The sequence below is a fragment of the Sphingobium sp. TKS genome, from assembly GCF_001563265.1.
GTDB lineage: Bacteria > Pseudomonadota > Alphaproteobacteria > Sphingomonadales > Sphingomonadaceae > Sphingobium.
Window position 1 is genome coordinate 3,460,534 of the sequence record NZ_CP005083.1, and the last position, 15,573, is coordinate 3,476,106.

Sequence of the window (15,573 nt, forward strand, 5' to 3'; positions counted from 1 at the left end):
CGACCAGTTCAGGCGCGGCGTTTTGCACCCTTGCTTATCGCCGGAGCCGGTGAAGGCGGGCCGATGGATGCCCTCTCGATGAACTGTGTCGGCACGATGACATGGCGCGCCTCGTCCCCGCCGCCCCGGATGCGGTCGAGCAGCAAATTGGCGGCGATCTTGCCGACATTCGCATAATCCCAGTCGATCATCGCGATCGGCGGCGAATACAGTTCCGCCAATTCCGAATCGCCCGCGCCGATCACCGAAAGATCGCGGGGAATCTCCAGCCCGCGTGCGCGAACGGCGCGCAACACGCCGGACAGCATGTCCATGCCCCCGGCCACGATCGCCGTCGGCGGCTCCGGCCGCTGCACCATCTCCGTCACCACGCCGAAAGCCGCATCGGACAGGAAGCTTTTGGCGCTGATCATGCCTTCGTCCGGTGCCAGCCCCAGCGCGGCAAAGGCGTCATGATAGCCCTGCACACGCTGGCTTGCCGGATAGAACCGCTGTTCGCCGGTGATAAGCGCGATGCGCCGATGGCCCAGCTCCAGCAGCCGCTTGACCGCGCGATACATCCCGTCGCGATGGTCGATCATGACCGAATCCAGCCAGGCAGCATCGTTACGGTCGAGTAGCACGATGGGCACTTTAAGTTCCGACAGAAAGTCCCGGAACTCGCCCGCGATGCGCGTATAGGGGGCGATGATGATGCCGTCGACCCGGCGCTGCGCAAGATTGACCAGAAGCGTACGCTCGCGCTCCTCCCGCCCCTCCGTATTGGAAATCAGCAGCGAAAAGCCCGCGCCGTGGAAAGTGTCGTGCGCAGCCCTGACAAAGTCCGTGAGCAGCGGAATCGTCAGGTCGCGCAGAATGCATCCGATAGTGTGGGTCGAACCGACGCGCATGCTCTGCGCGATGGCATTGGGCGCGTAGCCGAGCTGCTCAATCGCCTGGCGGACCTTTTCGCGGATGGCGGGCTTGACCGATGCGTGGTTGTTGACGACGCGGGAAGCGGTGCCCAGAGACACATTCGCCAGAATAGCGACATCCCGGATCGTCGGCCTGGAATCTCGTTTCGGCACCCTGTCATCGCCCCTTATTCCGCCGAACCGATCTGCCTCACATATCGAGAAGCTCCGGTTTCTGGACAAGCCTATATCCCGCCCCGTTCCGGGCAATATTGCCAAAGCCGGGGAAATGCAAATGGGCGCCCGCGACGGTCAGCCCCTCCGTCACGACCTTCTCGATAAGCTTGCGCCGCGACGCCCTGGCGTCTTCCGGGGTCCAGTCGAAAATGACCGTCACATCGGGAAAGGGAAGCTGCACCTCCTGCACATGCACGGTGTCGCCCCACACCAGAATGGCGCCGGGGCCGAAGCCGATCTGATAGGCGGTATGGCCGGGGGTATGGCCCGGACAGGGGACCGCCGCGATGCCGGGAAGTATCTCGCCCTCGGTGAAGGTGCGAACCCGGCCAGCATCTATATAGGGCTGCAACTGCCTGCGGCCCATTTCGAAATAGCGCACCCTCGCCCGCTCATCAGCGCGCGCCATCTCCCCATCGTCGAACCAGTGGGCGAGTTCCTTCTCATGCAGCAGAATGTCCGCATTGGGGAACATCCGCACGCCGGTCTGGAGATCGATGAGGCCGTTGCTGTGATCGGGATGAACATGAGTCAGCATGATCATTTCGACCTCGGCAGGATTCATACCGGCGGCCTTCATGCTTTCGAACAGGCGGCCGCAGGTCGGACCCATCGTATCGCCCGAGCCGGTATCGATCAGGTAGATTTTCCCTTCCACCCGGATCGCATAGGCATTGACCGACGCTCTGGGCGGGCCGTCCCGATGGCCCATTTTCAGGAGCAGCTGGATATTTTCATCCGGAATGTCGCGCAGAAACTTGAAACCGGGATCAAGATAGCCGTCGGTCAGCGGAATGACCGTCATATTGCCGGCCTGCCGGTCGAAGCAGACCTTCAACGGCTCCATGGGAACGGTTTCCGGAACGCCGGAATGGCCATCGACCTCCGGTCCCTTCATCTGAAGGCCGAAACCAGGCTTGGGGGCTTCTGTCGGGTTCATGTTACGCGCCTCCTCTTCCCTGCGCCGCAGCTTAGCATATTTTCCGCCGGCGGCCGCACCATCCTCCCCCATTATCCAGCCTGCCTCCTCGGCAGGCCCGCGACCCCCACTCCCCGTGCGAATTGTTCGCCCGGCAGCCATTTTTCGATATCCTGCCGCAGCGCCATCAGCGCCTCCAGGTCGACGCCGGTGCTGAGCCCCAGCCGTTCCAGCAGGAATATGGCGCCTTCCATATCGACATTGCCGGAAGCGGATGGCGCGAACGGGCATCCGCCAATGCCCGCCAGCGATGCGTCGAAGGAGCGGACACCGATATCGGCCGCCGCCAGAATATTGGCGAGACCCAGACCGCGCGTGTCGTGAAAATGGCAGGCCACTGGAAGCGGCGCCACTTCGTCCATCACCGCCTTCACCAGGCGCCTTACCTGCGCCGGGTCGCCATAGCCCACCGTATCGGCGACATTAATGCCATCCGCCCCCGCCTCAGCAAGCCGTGCCGCGATTTCCAGTACCCTCGCTTCGGGCACCTCGCCCTGAATGGTACAGCCGAACGCGGTGGCGATGCCCGATCCGATCCACGCTTTCTCGCCGGGCAGCGAATTGCGATAGGCGATGATCCGCCCGAATTCCTCGATCGACTCCTCAGCCGTGCGGCGGACATTGGCGCGGTTATGCGCATCGCTCGCCGACATCACGAAATAGAGCGACCTGATACCGGCATCGAGGGCAAGCTGGGCGCCCTTGAGATTGGGAACGAGGGCCGCCGGACGGCAACCTTCAATCTCCAGCGCTCCCCTCGCCACCTCGGCCGCATCCGCGAACTGAGGCGCTATCCTGGGCGAGACGAAGGAAGTGACTTCGATATCGGCAAGGCCGGCCGCGACCTCCCTCCGGCACCATTCCAGCTTCCGCTCGGTGGGAAGGATCGTCTTCGTCATCTGCAGGCCGTCCCGTGGGCCGACCTCGCGCACCTGCACAGTTTCGGTCATGCCGATGTCCTCAACTCAGAGCCCTCTGAAGACCGGGCGCCGCTTCTCGTTGAAAGCGAGCACGCCTTCGCGCCTGTCCTCGGTCGGAACGCACCGATTATACGCCTCTATCTCGAAGGCGAGCCCGTCCCAGATCGACATCTGACCTCCACGCGCGATCGACTGTTTCGCCTGACGCACCGCGATGGGGCCGTTGCCGGCGATCCGCCGCGCCGTCGCGACCGCCGCCTCCATCAGCTCGCCTGGCTCACAAATGCGATTGATGAACCCCCAGGCCAGGGCTTCCTCCGCAGAGAAGGGAAGCCCCGTAAGGATCACTTCCTTCGCCCGGCGGTCCCCGATTGCGCGCGGAAGAGTCTGCGTGCCGCCCGCGCCCGGTATGATACCCAGCGTCACCTCGGTAAGCGCAAAGCGCGCATGGCTGGCCGCGTAGATGAAATCTGCCGCCGCCGCGATCTCGCACCCGCCGGCATAGGCGGCGCCGTTCACCGCCGCGATGATCGGCACCGGACAGCCCAGCATGGCGCGTATGAGCCGCTCAAAGACGAGATGCTGGGCCTGCCATTGGGCGTCGGTCATCCCCTTGCGTTCCTTGAGGTCACCGCCCGCGCAGAATGCCTTCTCGCCGCGAGCGGTCAGGACGATGCAACGCGCCGCGTCAGGCTCCACCGAAAATTTCTCGAACAGCGCGACCAGTTCACGGCCCATTACCGTATTGGTGGCATTGGCCGCTTCGGGACGATCCAGCGTGACGACGAGCACACCGTCATCTGTTTCTTCCAGCGCAATCGCTTCGAAAATGCTCATCCTGCCGCCTCCTGCCGCCTGGCGTCCGACAGAATGGCATTATGCTGGCCAAGGGCGGGCGCCGGCATTGCCGAACGAGGGCGTGCGCCATCCAGGCTGATCGGAATGCCGGCCAGATCAAGTTCGTCCCCGTCGCATTTTTCCAGCATTTCCAGGGCCAGAGTCTGGGGATGAACGGCGACCTGATCCACGGTCAGCAAGGGTGCGTTCGGAACCCCCGCCTCGTCGAGCAAGCTCCCAAGCTCGTCCATGGTGTAGCGTTTCACCGCCTCGGCGATCACGGGTATCAGCAAGTCCCGGTTGACGACTCTCCCCGGATTGGTCGCAAAAATCGGATTTTGCGCCTCGGCCTTCAGGTCCAGGGCATGCATGAATTTGCGGAACAGATTGTCATTGCCCGCCGCGATCATGATCCAGCTGTCGGACGTCTCATAGGCCTGATAGGGCACGATTTCGGCCGTACCCGATCCATAGGGACGCCGCACCTCACCGGAGGCCGCAAAGCCGGCGAGCGGCACCGTCATCCAGGACAGCCCCGTTTCATAGAGTGATGTCGACACGCGATGCCCCTCCCCCGACTGGCGGCGATCGAGCAGGGCTGCCAGCGCCCCTATGACGGTCCACATGCCCGATCCCATATCGACGATCGACACCCCGACGCGCACGGGCGGACGATCATGTTCGCCCGTCACGCTCATGATGCCGGTGCTGGCCTGGACCAGCGGATCATAGCCCGGCTTGTTGCGCAACGGCCCGTTCGCGCCGAACGCACCGATATCGCACCAGATCAGCGACGGCTTTTCCTCGCGCAGCCGCTCATAGGTCAGCTCGAACCGTTCGAGGATACCGGGACGCAGATTCTGGATGACGACATCCGCCTCGGCCAGGATGAACGCCCTCAGCCGCTCTACGTCCTGCTCCTTCGTGAAGTCGGCCGCCACGCCCTCCTTGCCGCGATTGAGCGAATGGAAGGAACTGGAGGTATCGCCCCAGAAGGGCGGCCCCCAGCCGCGCGCATAGTCTCCGCCCTCGGGGTTTTCGACCTTGACGACCCGCGCGCCGAGATCAGCGAAAATTAGGCCCGCATAGGGCGCGGCAACGCTGTGGCCAAGCTCGACGACCACGATCCCTGCAAGAGGCTTGCTCGTCATGCCTGTACCCACGCACCGGAACGGCCGTGCACCCCGTCAAATCCAAATGGGATCGGCACAAAATAATGTGGCGCCTCGATCATGACTAATTTCCCAAATTATGTTTCTCGGTGAACCTGAATTGCGGCAAGAGACGGGCGCGTGGCGGCGAACGGACGCCTGCCGCATCAGGCACTGACCGCACCGGCTTTTGAACGGCGCCAGTCCCTCCAGAACCTTCTCTAACCTTATGGAACAATTCGCCTCGGCTTGTCAATGAAACGTTTCACATTGGTCGATCTATTCGGAAATCTTCAGCTTTCCGCCCGCACCGGGTTGCGCAGGGTTCCGATGGCTTCGATTTCTACCTCGCATATGTCGCCCGCTTTCATCCAGAGCTGGGGCGTCCGTGCAAAGCCCACGCCCGAAGGCGTGCCGGTGGCGATCACATCGCCGGGCAGGAGCGTGAATGCCTCGCTCAGAAGGGAGATCAGCTTGGCCACGCCGAAAATCAGTTCCCCGATCGAGGAGGATTGGACGGTCTGGCCGTTCAGCCTTGTCCGGATCGCCAGGCCGGCGGCGCCCGCGGGCAGGGAATCCGCCGTCACAAGCGCGGGGCCGAGCGAGCCGGAACGATCGAAATTCTTTCCGACGGTCCATTGCGATCCGTGGAACTGGTAATCGCGAATGCTCCCGTCGTTGAAGCAGCTGTAACCGGCGACGTGATCCAGCGCCTCGGCAGGGCAGATATAGCGACCCGCCTTGCCGATGATGACGGCAAGCTCCCCTTCATAGTCCAGATCGCCGGAGACCTTGGGCAGCATGATCGGCGCCTCCGGTCCGACGATGGACGACGGAAAGCGGGCAAACACGGTCGGTTTTTCCGGGATCGGCAACCCCGATTCCCTTGCGTGGTCCGCATAGTTGAGCCCTATGCAGATGATCTTGGACGGGTTCACCGGCGGCAGCAATTCGACATCCATGAGACTGATGCCCGTGCCGTGCCGGCGCAATATTCCCGCCGCGTCTGCCAGCGCCGTTCCGCCCCTCGCAAGAAGATCGTCGATGATGCCGGGAAAACAAGGCTGACTCTCGTCCAGCCCCTTATACGTCCCGCCCAGGTCCAGGGCGGTGCCCAAGCCATTTACGGATCGATAGGAAATGAATTTCATGCTTTCCCCCGCCTGTTCAATCCCATGAAATCATTCATATTCGGGCAGGCGGGTCATCTTGGTCCCGAACAGCGCGACCTCCAGCTGAACGGTGTCCAGATATTCGATGATCTCCGCATAGCCGTCGCCTTCGACCCGGAAATAATAGCCGTAATAGGGTTGCTCATAGACGCCATAAATGCCTTCGCCCTTTCCGGACGCGCGTAGAAAGGCCTGGTCGCCGTCCACAAGCACATGGGAAAAGGCGATCGCCGGGCGGTTCTTGTAATTCGCCAGCAACGGCGCAAGGCGGTTGAACACATCTTCGCGGTTGAAGAAAATGCCTGACGCCGGCGTCTTGCCGATCATGATGAAACGGCCATCCGGATTGAGCTTGGCATAGACATTTTCATATGTCTGCGCTTCGACATTATCGATAAAATACTGGACCAGCTCGCGGGTCTTTTCTTCAGGCATTTTTCTCTCCCTTGGCGACTGCCCTGTCTGTGATTCCCATTTGTGTCCGCCAGCCTATCGATGGACGCCCAAATCGTCAATGAAACGTTTCATTTCATGTGCGCATTTTAGCCCTCCAGCCCCAGAACCTCGCCCATCCGGGCCATGTCCAGGATTTCGATGACCGCTGGCGTGGTGCCGTCCCACTGCGCGTTCAACAGCTGGATCTTGTCGAAAACGGGTACCAGCGCCGGATGCCGGACCTCGCTGATCTCAAACTGCGGAAATCCGCCATTGGGGTGCGAAAAATAGGCAAAGCGGAACGGCGTGCCCTGCATCCGACCCTCATGAACCAGTTCCAACCCGTTTCCGATCAGCTTCGCAAAGGCGGCGTCATAATCCTCAGGCGAAGAAAATTGGGGCGAGACATGCTGCATGCCTTCCATGCCGGCGTCGATATAGTCGCGAAATCCGCTCGGCGCGTCATTGAGCTGCTGGATCAGCTCGAACTGAATGTCCCCGGAATAGCCCAGGGCCAGGTCGACGACCGGCGGCTTCGCCGGTTTGCCGCGGTAGCGATAATCGTCCTCCAGCTCGACGTTGCGGAAGACCACGAAGGGTCCCACGCCCGTCAACTCGCTCCAATAGCGCATGGCCGCGTCGATATCGCGCACGATCACACCGATCTGCCGGATCGGATTCGGCAGCTTGTTCAGCCTTCTCACTCCCTGGGGCCATTGCGCTGTGTTGGTCATGATTTTCAGCCTTTCTTCGCTTCCTGCATGCTGGACAGCATCGGGATTACCTCCCGTCGCAGGACTTTGCCCGATGGATTGTGGGGCAGTTCCTTCACGATGCGGATGATGCCAGGAATCTTGGCCTCCGCCAGCCGCGCGGCACAATGCGCCCGCATCGCCGCTTCGTCCGCCGTTGCGCCCCCGCGCAACACGACCGCCGCCGCGACCGATTGTCCATGATCCGGGTCGGGCAAGCCCACCACGGCGACCTGTGCCACAGCGTCCAGCTCGCTCAGAACCTGCTCGACCTCAGCGGGGAAGACCTGCGTCCCGTTCCTGACGATGGCGTCGCTCGCCCGGCCGAGAATATAGACATAGCCGTCCCGGTCCACACGGGCGCAATCACCGATGCGATACCAGCCATCCGACGTCATCGCCTGGGCGGTCAGTTCCGGCTCTTTCCAATATTCCATCAACATGCAGGGCGCGAGACCCTGGGCCTCCCCCACCTCACCGGGCGCGACCTCCTGCCCCTCTGGCCCGACCAAGCGCAGCCTGGCGCCTTCCACCAGCTTCCCGGCGGAGCCTGGGGGCGGAAGGGTGGCGATGCCCGGATCATGGGTCACGAAAGGCCAGCATTCACTCGCCCCGTAGGAATCCAGCACCGGAATACCGGTCAAGTCCCGCCACTCACCGAATATGGCCTCATTGCGGGCCTCGCCGCCGGAAATGCAGCAGCGCAGCCGGAACTCGCCCGTCGCCCCCCTTTGATGCCATGCATTGAGCATCTTCACATAGCTGGACGTCGGCCCGAAGAAGAAGGTGACGCCGTGGCCGGTCAGCGCGTCGAGCGCATCCTCGGCCGTCAACCGGCGCAGCAGGTGGATTTTCGCGCCGCAGCTGGTGGCCGTGGTCGAAAGGATGATCAGCCCCGCGAGCCAGGAAAGCGGCATCGACACCAGAATCGTGTCGGCGGAATCGATCCGCCAGATTTTCGCGCAGGCCTGGGTGCCGTGTCCGATCGTGCCATGGGACAGGGCGACGGGCTTGGGCATGCCGGTGGTGCCCGACGTATATCCGATGACGCCGGCGGCGGCTGGGTCCGCCTTCGGCAATTCTCCGTCGAACGCCGCCATGCCGCCCATCGGTTCGACGCACATCTCCAGGTCGATGATGCGCGCCGGCGTGCCGGTTCGTTCGAGGGCCGCTTGCGCCGCCGCCCGATATTCCACTTCGGCAAACAGGAAATGCGGCTCGGCATTCCTCACCGCATAGTCCAGTTGCTCCGGCGCGAAGGATGCATGGACGACCGCCATCGTGCCCGCGGCTCGCCACACGGCGAAGCAGCTGATAAGGAATTCGGGTGAATTTTCGCTCAGGATCATGACGCTCTGGCCTGGCGCAAGCCCGGCGGCGACCAACCGCCGCGCGAGACGCTCCACTGCCTCGTCAAACTCGGACCAGCTCAGGGCGCGGCCGTCATTTTCGATCGCGATCTGCCGTGGATAGGATAGCGCCGCTTTCCTCAGATGATCGCTCGCCAAATCCGTCAAACTCATGCTCCCTTACCTTCGGCCATCCTGTCACCGGCGGCCCTTGCCCGCTCGACCTTGGAAGTCTCAGCCGACTGGACCCGGGAGCCCGCCAGCCACAACGATATCAGCGCCACGGGCACGGCCAGCAGGCCCGCCAACACGCCGGTCGCCAGATCGCCTTGCGAGGAGGACACCTTGCCCACCAGATAGGGGCCGAGCGCCGACCCCAGCAGCGTGCTCACCAGAAAATAAGTGACCGATGCCGTGCCGCGCATGCGGGGCATCACCAGTTCCTGAATGGTCGCGGCGCCTGCGGCCATCCACATGATGCCGATGAAGACCACCGGAATGTTGAGCAGGAAGAAAATCCATGGATTGTGCGTCAGGCACATGCCTATGACGAACGGCACCGGGATCGATGCTGAGGCCAGCCCGACATGGATGCGCCCGGCGGGGTGGCGGCGCAGCATCATGTCCGACAGCTTCCCGCCCAGAAAAACCCCGGCCATGCCGCAAACCGCCGCTGTGATGCCCAGCACCAGCCCGACGGTCGCCTTATCCACGGGAAGGGAACGGAGCGCCAGCGGCGCGGTCCAGAATCCCATGTTGAGATTGAGCATCGATGCGAAGCCGAAACCCACCATCGTGAAGAGGAAGGCAGGTGTCCTCCATGTCAGGGCGAAGGTTGCTGGATCCCGGTGGTACAGCATCTGGGCCGACGAAAAGGCCGCATAGCCGCCAACGCCCAGCGCCATCCATTGCAACGGATCGCCGCTCAGCCGGACAAGCCCCAAGGCGAGCAGCGCCACCGCCACCGCAACGGCGAGATTGAGGGCGAGCGTCTTCCTGCCGCAGCGCGCGGCCTGATAGACCGTGAACGGCGGGATGACGCTCCCCATATCGTCGAAGAAGCGCGGCCAGATATTCTTCTCTTCGGGCGGATAGCTCTGGTCGGACAGCCCCCGCCGAGGCTCGCGAAGCCTGCTCACCAGCGCCGCCATGATGACGCCGGGCATGCCCACGATGAGGAAGGCCGCCTGCCACCCCTGCAATCCGAACGGGCCGGAATCCCCGAAGGACGCGGCCCATTGGGCGAGCGCCAGCCCGCCGATCGCGAAGGCCAGCCCCTGCCCCAGATAGAAGCCGCCGCTGTAGATACCCAGCGCCGTGCCGCGCCGTTCGCGGGAAAACCAATCGGACAGCAGCGAATAGGCGGAAGGATTGGCCGACGCCTCCCCAATCCCGACGCCGATGCGGGCCGCGATCAACTGGCCGACATTGGCCGCCAGGCCGCAGGATACCGTCATTGCCGACCACAGGGTGATGCAGATGGACAGCAGGCGTACACGGTTCCAGCGGTCCGCCAGGCGACCGAGCGGATAACCGAACAGGGCATAGAATACGCCGAATGCCGTCCCGTGCAGGAAGCCGAGCTGCGCGTCCGTCAGGCCGAAATGCGCCTTCAGATCTTCGGCGAGGATGGACAGTATGGTGCGATCCATCCAGCTAAACGTGTAGACGCCCATCAGGACGACAAGGACATACCAGCTATAGCGGCTGTCGGCTGCGTTCGGATCCGTCACTACCGCCGCCCTGCCGCTTCTGTCGGCTGCCGCTGTCGATCCGGTCGCTTCCAATCCTGTCATATCACTCTCTTTCGGTCCCGGCGGCCGGAGTCGGGCAAAAGCTGGCGGCCGGACCATCATCCGGCCGCTGCACCGGAATGAGGGAGGGAAATCCACTTGTGCAGAGTGCATCCCCGTCCATCATCGGCAACCTCCCACGCGTTCACTACATATTGAAGCCCAGCTTCACGCCAATCTGCCGGCCGCGCGAATAGGAACCGACGGTGGAGGTGCTGCTGCCCGGCACGACCGACGAATATTCGACGATCCGCTGATCGGTTAGATTGCGGCCGAAAAGCGAAAGTTTCCAGCGGCCATTTGCCGGGCCATAGTCGATATGCGCGCCAAGCTGCGCATAGCCTTTCTGGACCATGCGGGGGTCATTATAGAGGCTTGAGTCGTATTTGCTGCGCGCGAAGACCGACAGGCCGACGCCCAGTTCATTATCCCCCGATCCGATCGGCGTCACATAGTCGACATAGAGCGAGCCGGTCCATTTGGATGTGAACTGGGTCGGCACCCCCGCGAAATTCTGTGCCCGGCTGACGCAGCCGGGGGCAAGCCCGGCATTCTGGGCGGAATTGCACGGTCCCTTGTCGAAATCGATATATTTGGCGTCGAGATAGGCTCCGTTGAAGCCGACATGCCAATGGTCGTCCGGACGGAGATGAAGCTCCAGCTCCACCCCCTGAGAACGGGCCTTGCCCACATTGGTCACGATGAACTGGAGGTTGGACTGGGCCGATGTCTGCAAGTCAGCGAAGGTCTCGCGGAAGACGGCGATCGAATATTCCAGCATATTGTCCAGCAACAGCCCCTTCGCGCCGAGTTCCACCATCCAGGCGGATTCCGGCTTGAAACCGATGCCGGACACGCCGACCTTCAAGGGGTCCGTATAGGCATAGTCGAACCCGCCGACCTTGTAGCCCTTCACATATTTGGCATAGATCATGTTCCGGGGCGCGACTTCATATTGCGCGATGAACTGCGGTTGCCAGTGATTTTCCGACAGGCTCATGGCGCCGAACGGATATACATGCCTCTCGCCACCCAGCACCGGGTTGTAAACGACGTTCACCGCAGTGCTATCGGCCGCCAGCAGGTCGGCGCGGGTCGTATCGAACGAGGTGTGCGGGACGATATTGCCGCCCCACACCGAATGCGCCCCGCGCTTTTTCAGGTCCGTATAGCGCACGCCGGCGGAGAGGCTGAACCGGTCCGTCACATGATAGCTGAGGTCGACAAAGCCCGACCAAGTCCTGCTCTTCTGATCGAAGGTGAAGAAACGCGCAAAGGGCGTGGCGAAGGCTCCGGTGAATCCCAGCCCTGCCAGCGTAAATTCCTGCGCCACGTCGAGGTTTAGCGTATTGCGTTCATAATATCCGCCGACCTGAACATCCAGCTTGCCGAACGTACCGTTGTAGCGGAGTTCCTGGCTGAACTGCTTGTAATGCGTCCATTGCGGATTGAAGTAGAATTGCGTGTGATTGAGGCCGTCGAGGCCCCATTGGACGAGGCCGTCCGACTTTCGCCACGCGGTGGTCGAAGACAGCGTCCCGCCAGCCACGTCGTAATTGACGTCGATCTGGTAGAGTTCGGCTTCCAGTTCGCTGATCTCGTCCGAATAATAGGGGGCCACATCATAATTGGCGTAGCGGTGATCGTCGTCGCGGATCACCGGATAGAGCGAGGTGTTGCCGACGAGCGGCTGGTTGGTCGGCACCAATGTGCCGCCCCTGTCCTTGAGCCGGTCGATCTCCGCACGCAGCATGATTTCCAGACCATCGACGGGCTCCAGGCGCAGTGTCGGGCGGATGGCGAAGTTGCGCGTGGTCGGCTCATGCTCGCCCTTGATCGGGTTGTAATAGCGGCCCTTGTTGAGATCCTGGAACAGGGCGGCCAGGCGGAAGCTGATGCCATCCGTCAGCGGAACGGTGACGCCCATCTGCGCCTGAAGCTCTTGCCCTTCAAATTCATAGCCAATCGATCCGTCCGCCGAAAATTCCTTTCCGGGCTTCCGGGTGGTGATGTTGATCGCCCCCGCGGTCGCGCTGTTGCCGAACGCGATCACCTGCGGCCCCTTCAGAACCTCGACGCGTTCGACATCGAAGATCGGAATGCGGGCTTCCTGGTCGCGGCCATAGGAGACATTGTCGACAAACTTGCCGACGGACTGCTCGAAGCCGGCGTTGCTGCCCGAACCGAAGCCCCGGATATAGGCATAAGCATTAGCGGCACCATAGCTGTAGGTGAAATTGGGCGTGGTCTTGGACAGGTCGATCATCTGGGTGATGTTCTGCTGAACCAGCATATCACCGCTGATCGCCGTGATGGCGACTGGAACATCCCGAAGGCTTTCCGCACGCTTACGCGCAGTGACGATGATGTCGCCGACACCAGCCCCCTCTTCGGCCGCCGTCACCCGGGGTGTGGCGGAGTCCTGCCCATAGGCGCCGGTGCTCAGAGCCGTAGCCGAAAGAATAAGGGCTTTTACCAATAACCTGTTCACTTTCCCCTCCTTAATGACGTTATATTTGCTGCTGTATGATCAATTATTTCCGCCCCAGGCCGCGTGGAAAACATTCCCTCGGCGGGGCGGGCGGAAGTCAATCCGCCCATCGCAGGATCAATCATATCCAACCGTTCACAGGCTGTCAATGAAACGTTTCATTTTTATGTTGCGCGAAGAGACGCCTTGCCGGCTTTCGCGTCGACCAGTTCCTTCCCGAACAGCGAAATTTCGAGTTGAAGGGGATCAAGATATTCGATCATCTCGGCAAAGCCTCCGTTTTCCACGCGGAAATAGAAGCCGTAAAAGGGCTGCTCATAGCGCCCGTACAGACCGCATCCCTCGCCAGAAGCGCGAAGAAACGCCTGGTTGCCATCCACAAGAATGTGGGAAAACTGCATGCGCGGACGCTCAGTGAAGTTCGACAGCAACGGCGCCAGCCGTGCGAAGACATCGTCCGGACCGATATAGGTACCGGACGCCCTGGTCTTGCCAATAAGGGTATAGCGCGCATCCGGGTTGAGCATGCGATAACATTCCTCAAAACGACCGGCCTGGTTATGCTCGATGAATTTCTCGATCAACGCGCGTGTCTTCTCGCCTGACGCGGACATTGCCTCGCCCTCCTCATGTCAGTGAAACGCCCGGCCCGGTCCGATCGCAAACCGACCTGCGCCTGGGAGCCAGTCACGCTTTCCCGGGTGTCTCCGCAGGCACCAGCTTCTTGCCGTAAAGCGCGATCTCAAGCTGAACGGTGTCAAGATATTCAACGATTTCGGCCAACCCTTCCCCCTCGACACGCAGGAAATAGCCATAATAGGGCTGGTGATAGGGGCCATAGGCGCCCGCTCCAGCGCCCACCGCGCGTATAAAGGCTCTGTCTCCGTCGATCAGGATGTCGGAGACTTTTATCATCGGCAATTGTGTGAATCCCGCCAGCTTGGGCGCGAGCCGGGCGAAGATATCCTCCAGCCCCTCATATACCCCCGAAGCGGGCGTATCCCCGATCATTACGAACCGTCCGTCGCGGTTCAAAAGGCGATAGGCCTGTTCGAAACGCTGGGCTTCGAGATGGTCGACAAATTGCCGAACCAGCGCGCGCGTTTTTTCCTCTGCCATCCATTCTGTCCCCGTCGATGCGCTCGGTCACTGACCGCCGTCAGGACATCCCCGGTTCCGGAACCTTGTCGAGCAGCGGCATCAGCTTTTCAATGCACTCTTCCCTGGAGATCACCTCCTCCGGGGGACATTTGCGGAAGGTGCCGCCGCCGACCCAGATATTCTCGCCGATCAGGCGGCTGTCCTCCGCATAATCCCACACCATGATACGGTCGCTCGTCTGAATGAAGATCTCATCCATGTCATCAACACCAACCGAAGCACCGAAATGCAGCGCCACCTTGCCCGGCATGAATATCTGGAAGGTCGCTCGGCTCGAAAAGCCGTTGTCATCGACACGTAGCACCTCATTTTCGAAGTGCATGACGCTGGCGTTGATCTCGACCATCGATTTGTAGAGTGCCTTGACCCGATCCATGCCATGATATTCGATCGGGAAACCACCCACATACATGAGATATTTGGGATCTTCGACCATCGAATCGGGCGCGCATATTTCCTCATACATACCGCATACTTCCCACATCGCGTGACGGCGGTAATTGATGAGGATCTTGCGATGGCGCGGATTGGTGACCGTCCGGAGCAGATCGTCGGCGGCCTTCGTCAACAAACGGATATCATATTTCATTTCGATCTCCCTCCCAGCCTAAATGCTGCATCCGAACAGAATTAATTGCCCCAATTTTTGGCGTTTGGATGCGCCGGGCATTAATTATGGAAAACGACATTTTCCCCAATCGGTGCTCTACCTATGCGGTATTTACTGCCGTTCGAATTCAGATCGGGATAACCGAACGAAATTCCAAACAACATCTTCATCTTGGGATCGATGTCGAGTACCTTGCGGACGGTACCGGCGAAAAAGCCGAGCAGGGTCTGTGGGCATCCTTGGAGACCGTGCGCGGTCAGCGAAAGCAAAAATGTCTGGCCATACATGCCGACATCTCCCGCGATGCGGACGCTATCATAAAATGGCGGCATGAATAGGAGACAGACGTGCGGAGCCCCGAAAAAGTCCAGATTGCGGAGAAATTCCACACGGCGCAGGTCTTTCGCTTCGCGCGGAACCCCAATTGACTGGTAATATTCCGATGCCTGCTTGATCTGACGCTCACTATAGGCGCCGTAAAGCTCATCATAACCAAAGGGATAGTCTGGCGACAGCTTTCCTTCCAGTTCATCGGCGAGCATCGCACTGCTTAACTCGTCACGCGCCTTCCCCGAGACGATGTGTGTTTCCCAGGGCTGGATATTGGCATTGGACGGCGCGGTTTGCGCATCCTCGAGCACCGCCCGGATCGTTTCCTGTGGGACGGGATCGGGAAGATAGGTTCGAGCAGAATAACGTTCGCGGACCACATCCTGAAAAAATTTGGCCTCGGGCACGTGAAGAATCTCCATTTTCTGTTCCGTCGAAGGTTCCGAAACCATCCTTCAACGAG

The 15,573-nt window shown here is 61.1% G+C and carries 15 protein-coding genes; all 15 read right to left on the minus strand.

Going from position 1 to position 15,573, the window contains the following annotated elements; all coding sequences use genetic code 11:
- Positions 1 to 8: 8 nt before the first annotated feature.
- The 15 genes from K426_RS17080 to K426_RS17150 all read right to left on the minus strand — a co-directional run bounded on the left by K426_RS17080 (position 9) and on the right by K426_RS17150 (position 15,532).
- Positions 9 to 1,067 carry a LacI family DNA-binding transcriptional regulator gene (locus tag K426_RS17080; protein WP_066559599.1) on the minus strand — a complete coding sequence of 353 codons (1,059 nt, stop codon included), beginning with the start codon at positions 1,065 to 1,067 and terminating at the stop codon, positions 9 to 11.
- 37 nt (positions 1,068 to 1,104) lie between these two features.
- Positions 1,105 to 2,070, minus strand: a complete 966-nt coding sequence (locus K426_RS17085) for an MBL fold metallo-hydrolase (protein ID WP_197672724.1) — start codon at positions 2,068 to 2,070, stop codon at positions 1,105 to 1,107.
- A 71-nt stretch (positions 2,071 to 2,141) separates the two neighbouring features.
- A complete protein-coding gene (locus tag K426_RS17090) occupies positions 2,142 to 3,059 on the minus strand; it encodes a hydroxymethylglutaryl-CoA lyase (RefSeq protein WP_066559601.1) in 918 nt (305 codons plus the stop codon).
- Between the two features lie 15 nt (positions 3,060 to 3,074).
- Positions 3,075 to 3,866, minus strand: coding sequence for an enoyl-CoA hydratase/isomerase family protein (locus K426_RS17095; RefSeq protein ID WP_066559605.1), 792 nt, complete (start codon positions 3,864 to 3,866; stop codon positions 3,075 to 3,077).
- The gene (locus tag K426_RS17100) at positions 3,863 to 5,017 is read right to left on the minus strand and encodes a CaiB/BaiF CoA transferase family protein (protein WP_066559609.1); all 1,155 of its coding nucleotides are present in this window, start codon (positions 5,015 to 5,017) and stop codon (positions 3,863 to 3,865) included. The genes K426_RS17095 and K426_RS17100 overlap by 4 nt, the downstream gene beginning before the upstream one ends.
- 293 nt (positions 5,018 to 5,310) lie before the next feature.
- Positions 5,311 to 6,168, minus strand: coding sequence for a fumarylacetoacetate hydrolase family protein (locus tag K426_RS17105; RefSeq protein WP_066559612.1), 858 nt, complete (start codon positions 6,166 to 6,168; stop codon positions 5,311 to 5,313).
- Between the two features lie 30 nt (positions 6,169 to 6,198).
- Positions 6,199 to 6,624 (minus strand): nuclear transport factor 2 family protein, encoded by a 426-nt coding sequence (locus K426_RS17110; RefSeq protein ID WP_066559615.1) that lies wholly within the window; start codon positions 6,622 to 6,624, stop codon positions 6,199 to 6,201.
- A gap of 107 nt (positions 6,625 to 6,731) precedes the next feature.
- The gene (locus K426_RS17115) at positions 6,732 to 7,358 is read right to left on the minus strand and encodes a VOC family protein (protein ID WP_066559618.1); all 627 of its coding nucleotides are present in this window, start codon (positions 7,356 to 7,358) and stop codon (positions 6,732 to 6,734) included.
- A 5-nt stretch (positions 7,359 to 7,363) separates the two neighbouring features.
- The gene (locus K426_RS17120) at positions 7,364 to 8,899 is read right to left on the minus strand and encodes a class I adenylate-forming enzyme family protein (RefSeq protein WP_066559620.1); all 1,536 of its coding nucleotides are present in this window, start codon (positions 8,897 to 8,899) and stop codon (positions 7,364 to 7,366) included.
- Positions 8,896 to 10,521: a spinster family MFS transporter gene (locus K426_RS17125; protein WP_082748662.1), complete on the minus strand. Its 1,626-nt coding sequence runs from the start codon at positions 10,519 to 10,521 to the stop codon at positions 8,896 to 8,898. The genes K426_RS17120 and K426_RS17125 overlap by 4 nt, the downstream gene beginning before the upstream one ends.
- Before the next feature lie 145 nt (positions 10,522 to 10,666).
- Complete coding sequence (locus tag K426_RS17130) at positions 10,667 to 13,009, minus strand: TonB-dependent receptor (RefSeq protein WP_145907368.1); 2,343 nt, start codon at positions 13,007 to 13,009, stop codon at positions 10,667 to 10,669.
- A 164-nt stretch (positions 13,010 to 13,173) separates the two neighbouring features.
- The gene (locus K426_RS17135; protein WP_145907371.1) at positions 13,174 to 13,593 is read right to left on the minus strand and encodes a nuclear transport factor 2 family protein; all 420 of its coding nucleotides are present in this window, start codon (positions 13,591 to 13,593) and stop codon (positions 13,174 to 13,176) included.
- A 103-nt stretch (positions 13,594 to 13,696) separates the two neighbouring features.
- On the minus strand, positions 13,697 to 14,128 hold the full coding sequence (locus tag K426_RS17140) for a nuclear transport factor 2 family protein (protein WP_066559627.1): 432 nt from the start codon (positions 14,126 to 14,128) through the stop codon (positions 13,697 to 13,699).
- A 40-nt stretch (positions 14,129 to 14,168) separates the two neighbouring features.
- Positions 14,169 to 14,759: a hypothetical protein gene (locus K426_RS17145; protein WP_066559631.1), complete on the minus strand. Its 591-nt coding sequence runs from the start codon at positions 14,757 to 14,759 to the stop codon at positions 14,169 to 14,171.
- 80 nt (positions 14,760 to 14,839) lie between these two features.
- Positions 14,840 to 15,532 carry a nitroreductase gene (locus K426_RS17150; RefSeq protein WP_066561929.1) on the minus strand — a complete coding sequence of 231 codons (693 nt, stop codon included), beginning with the start codon at positions 15,530 to 15,532 and terminating at the stop codon, positions 14,840 to 14,842.
- Between the last annotated feature and the right edge of the window lie 41 nt (positions 15,533 to 15,573).

Coding starts and splice junctions, on each gene's coding strand:
- K426_RS17120 (WP_066559620.1), bottom strand. CDS start 8,899: ATGAGTTTGACGGATTTGGCGAGCGATCATCTGAGGAAAGCGGCGCTA.
- K426_RS17110 (WP_066559615.1), bottom strand. CDS start 6,624: ATGCCTGAAGAAAAGACCCGCGAGCTGGTCCAGTATTTTATCGATAAT.
- K426_RS17090 (WP_066559601.1), bottom strand. CDS start 3,059: ATGACCGAAACTGTGCAGGTGCGCGAGGTCGGCCCACGGGACGGCCTG.
- K426_RS17105 (WP_066559612.1), bottom strand. CDS start 6,168: ATGAAATTCATTTCCTATCGATCCGTAAATGGCTTGGGCACCGCCCTG.
- K426_RS17115 (WP_066559618.1), bottom strand. CDS start 7,358: ATGACCAACACAGCGCAATGGCCCCAGGGAGTGAGAAGGCTGAACAAG.
- K426_RS17145 (WP_066559631.1), bottom strand. CDS start 14,759: ATGAAATATGATATCCGTTTGTTGACGAAGGCCGCCGACGATCTGCTC.
- K426_RS17140 (WP_066559627.1), bottom strand. CDS start 14,128: ATGGCAGAGGAAAAAACGCGCGCGCTGGTTCGGCAATTTGTCGACCAT.
- K426_RS17095 (WP_066559605.1), bottom strand. CDS start 3,866: ATGAGCATTTTCGAAGCGATTGCGCTGGAAGAAACAGATGACGGTGTG.
- K426_RS17125 (WP_082748662.1), bottom strand. CDS start 10,521: ATGACAGGATTGGAAGCGACCGGATCGACAGCGGCAGCCGACAGAAGC.
- K426_RS17085 (WP_197672724.1), bottom strand. CDS start 2,070: ATGAACCCGACAGAAGCCCCCAAGCCTGGTTTCGGCCTTCAGATGAAG.
- K426_RS17100 (WP_066559609.1), bottom strand. CDS start 5,017: ATGACGAGCAAGCCTCTTGCAGGGATCGTGGTCGTCGAGCTTGGCCAC.
- K426_RS17150 (WP_066561929.1), bottom strand. CDS start 15,532: ATGGAGATTCTTCACGTGCCCGAGGCCAAATTTTTTCAGGATGTGGTC.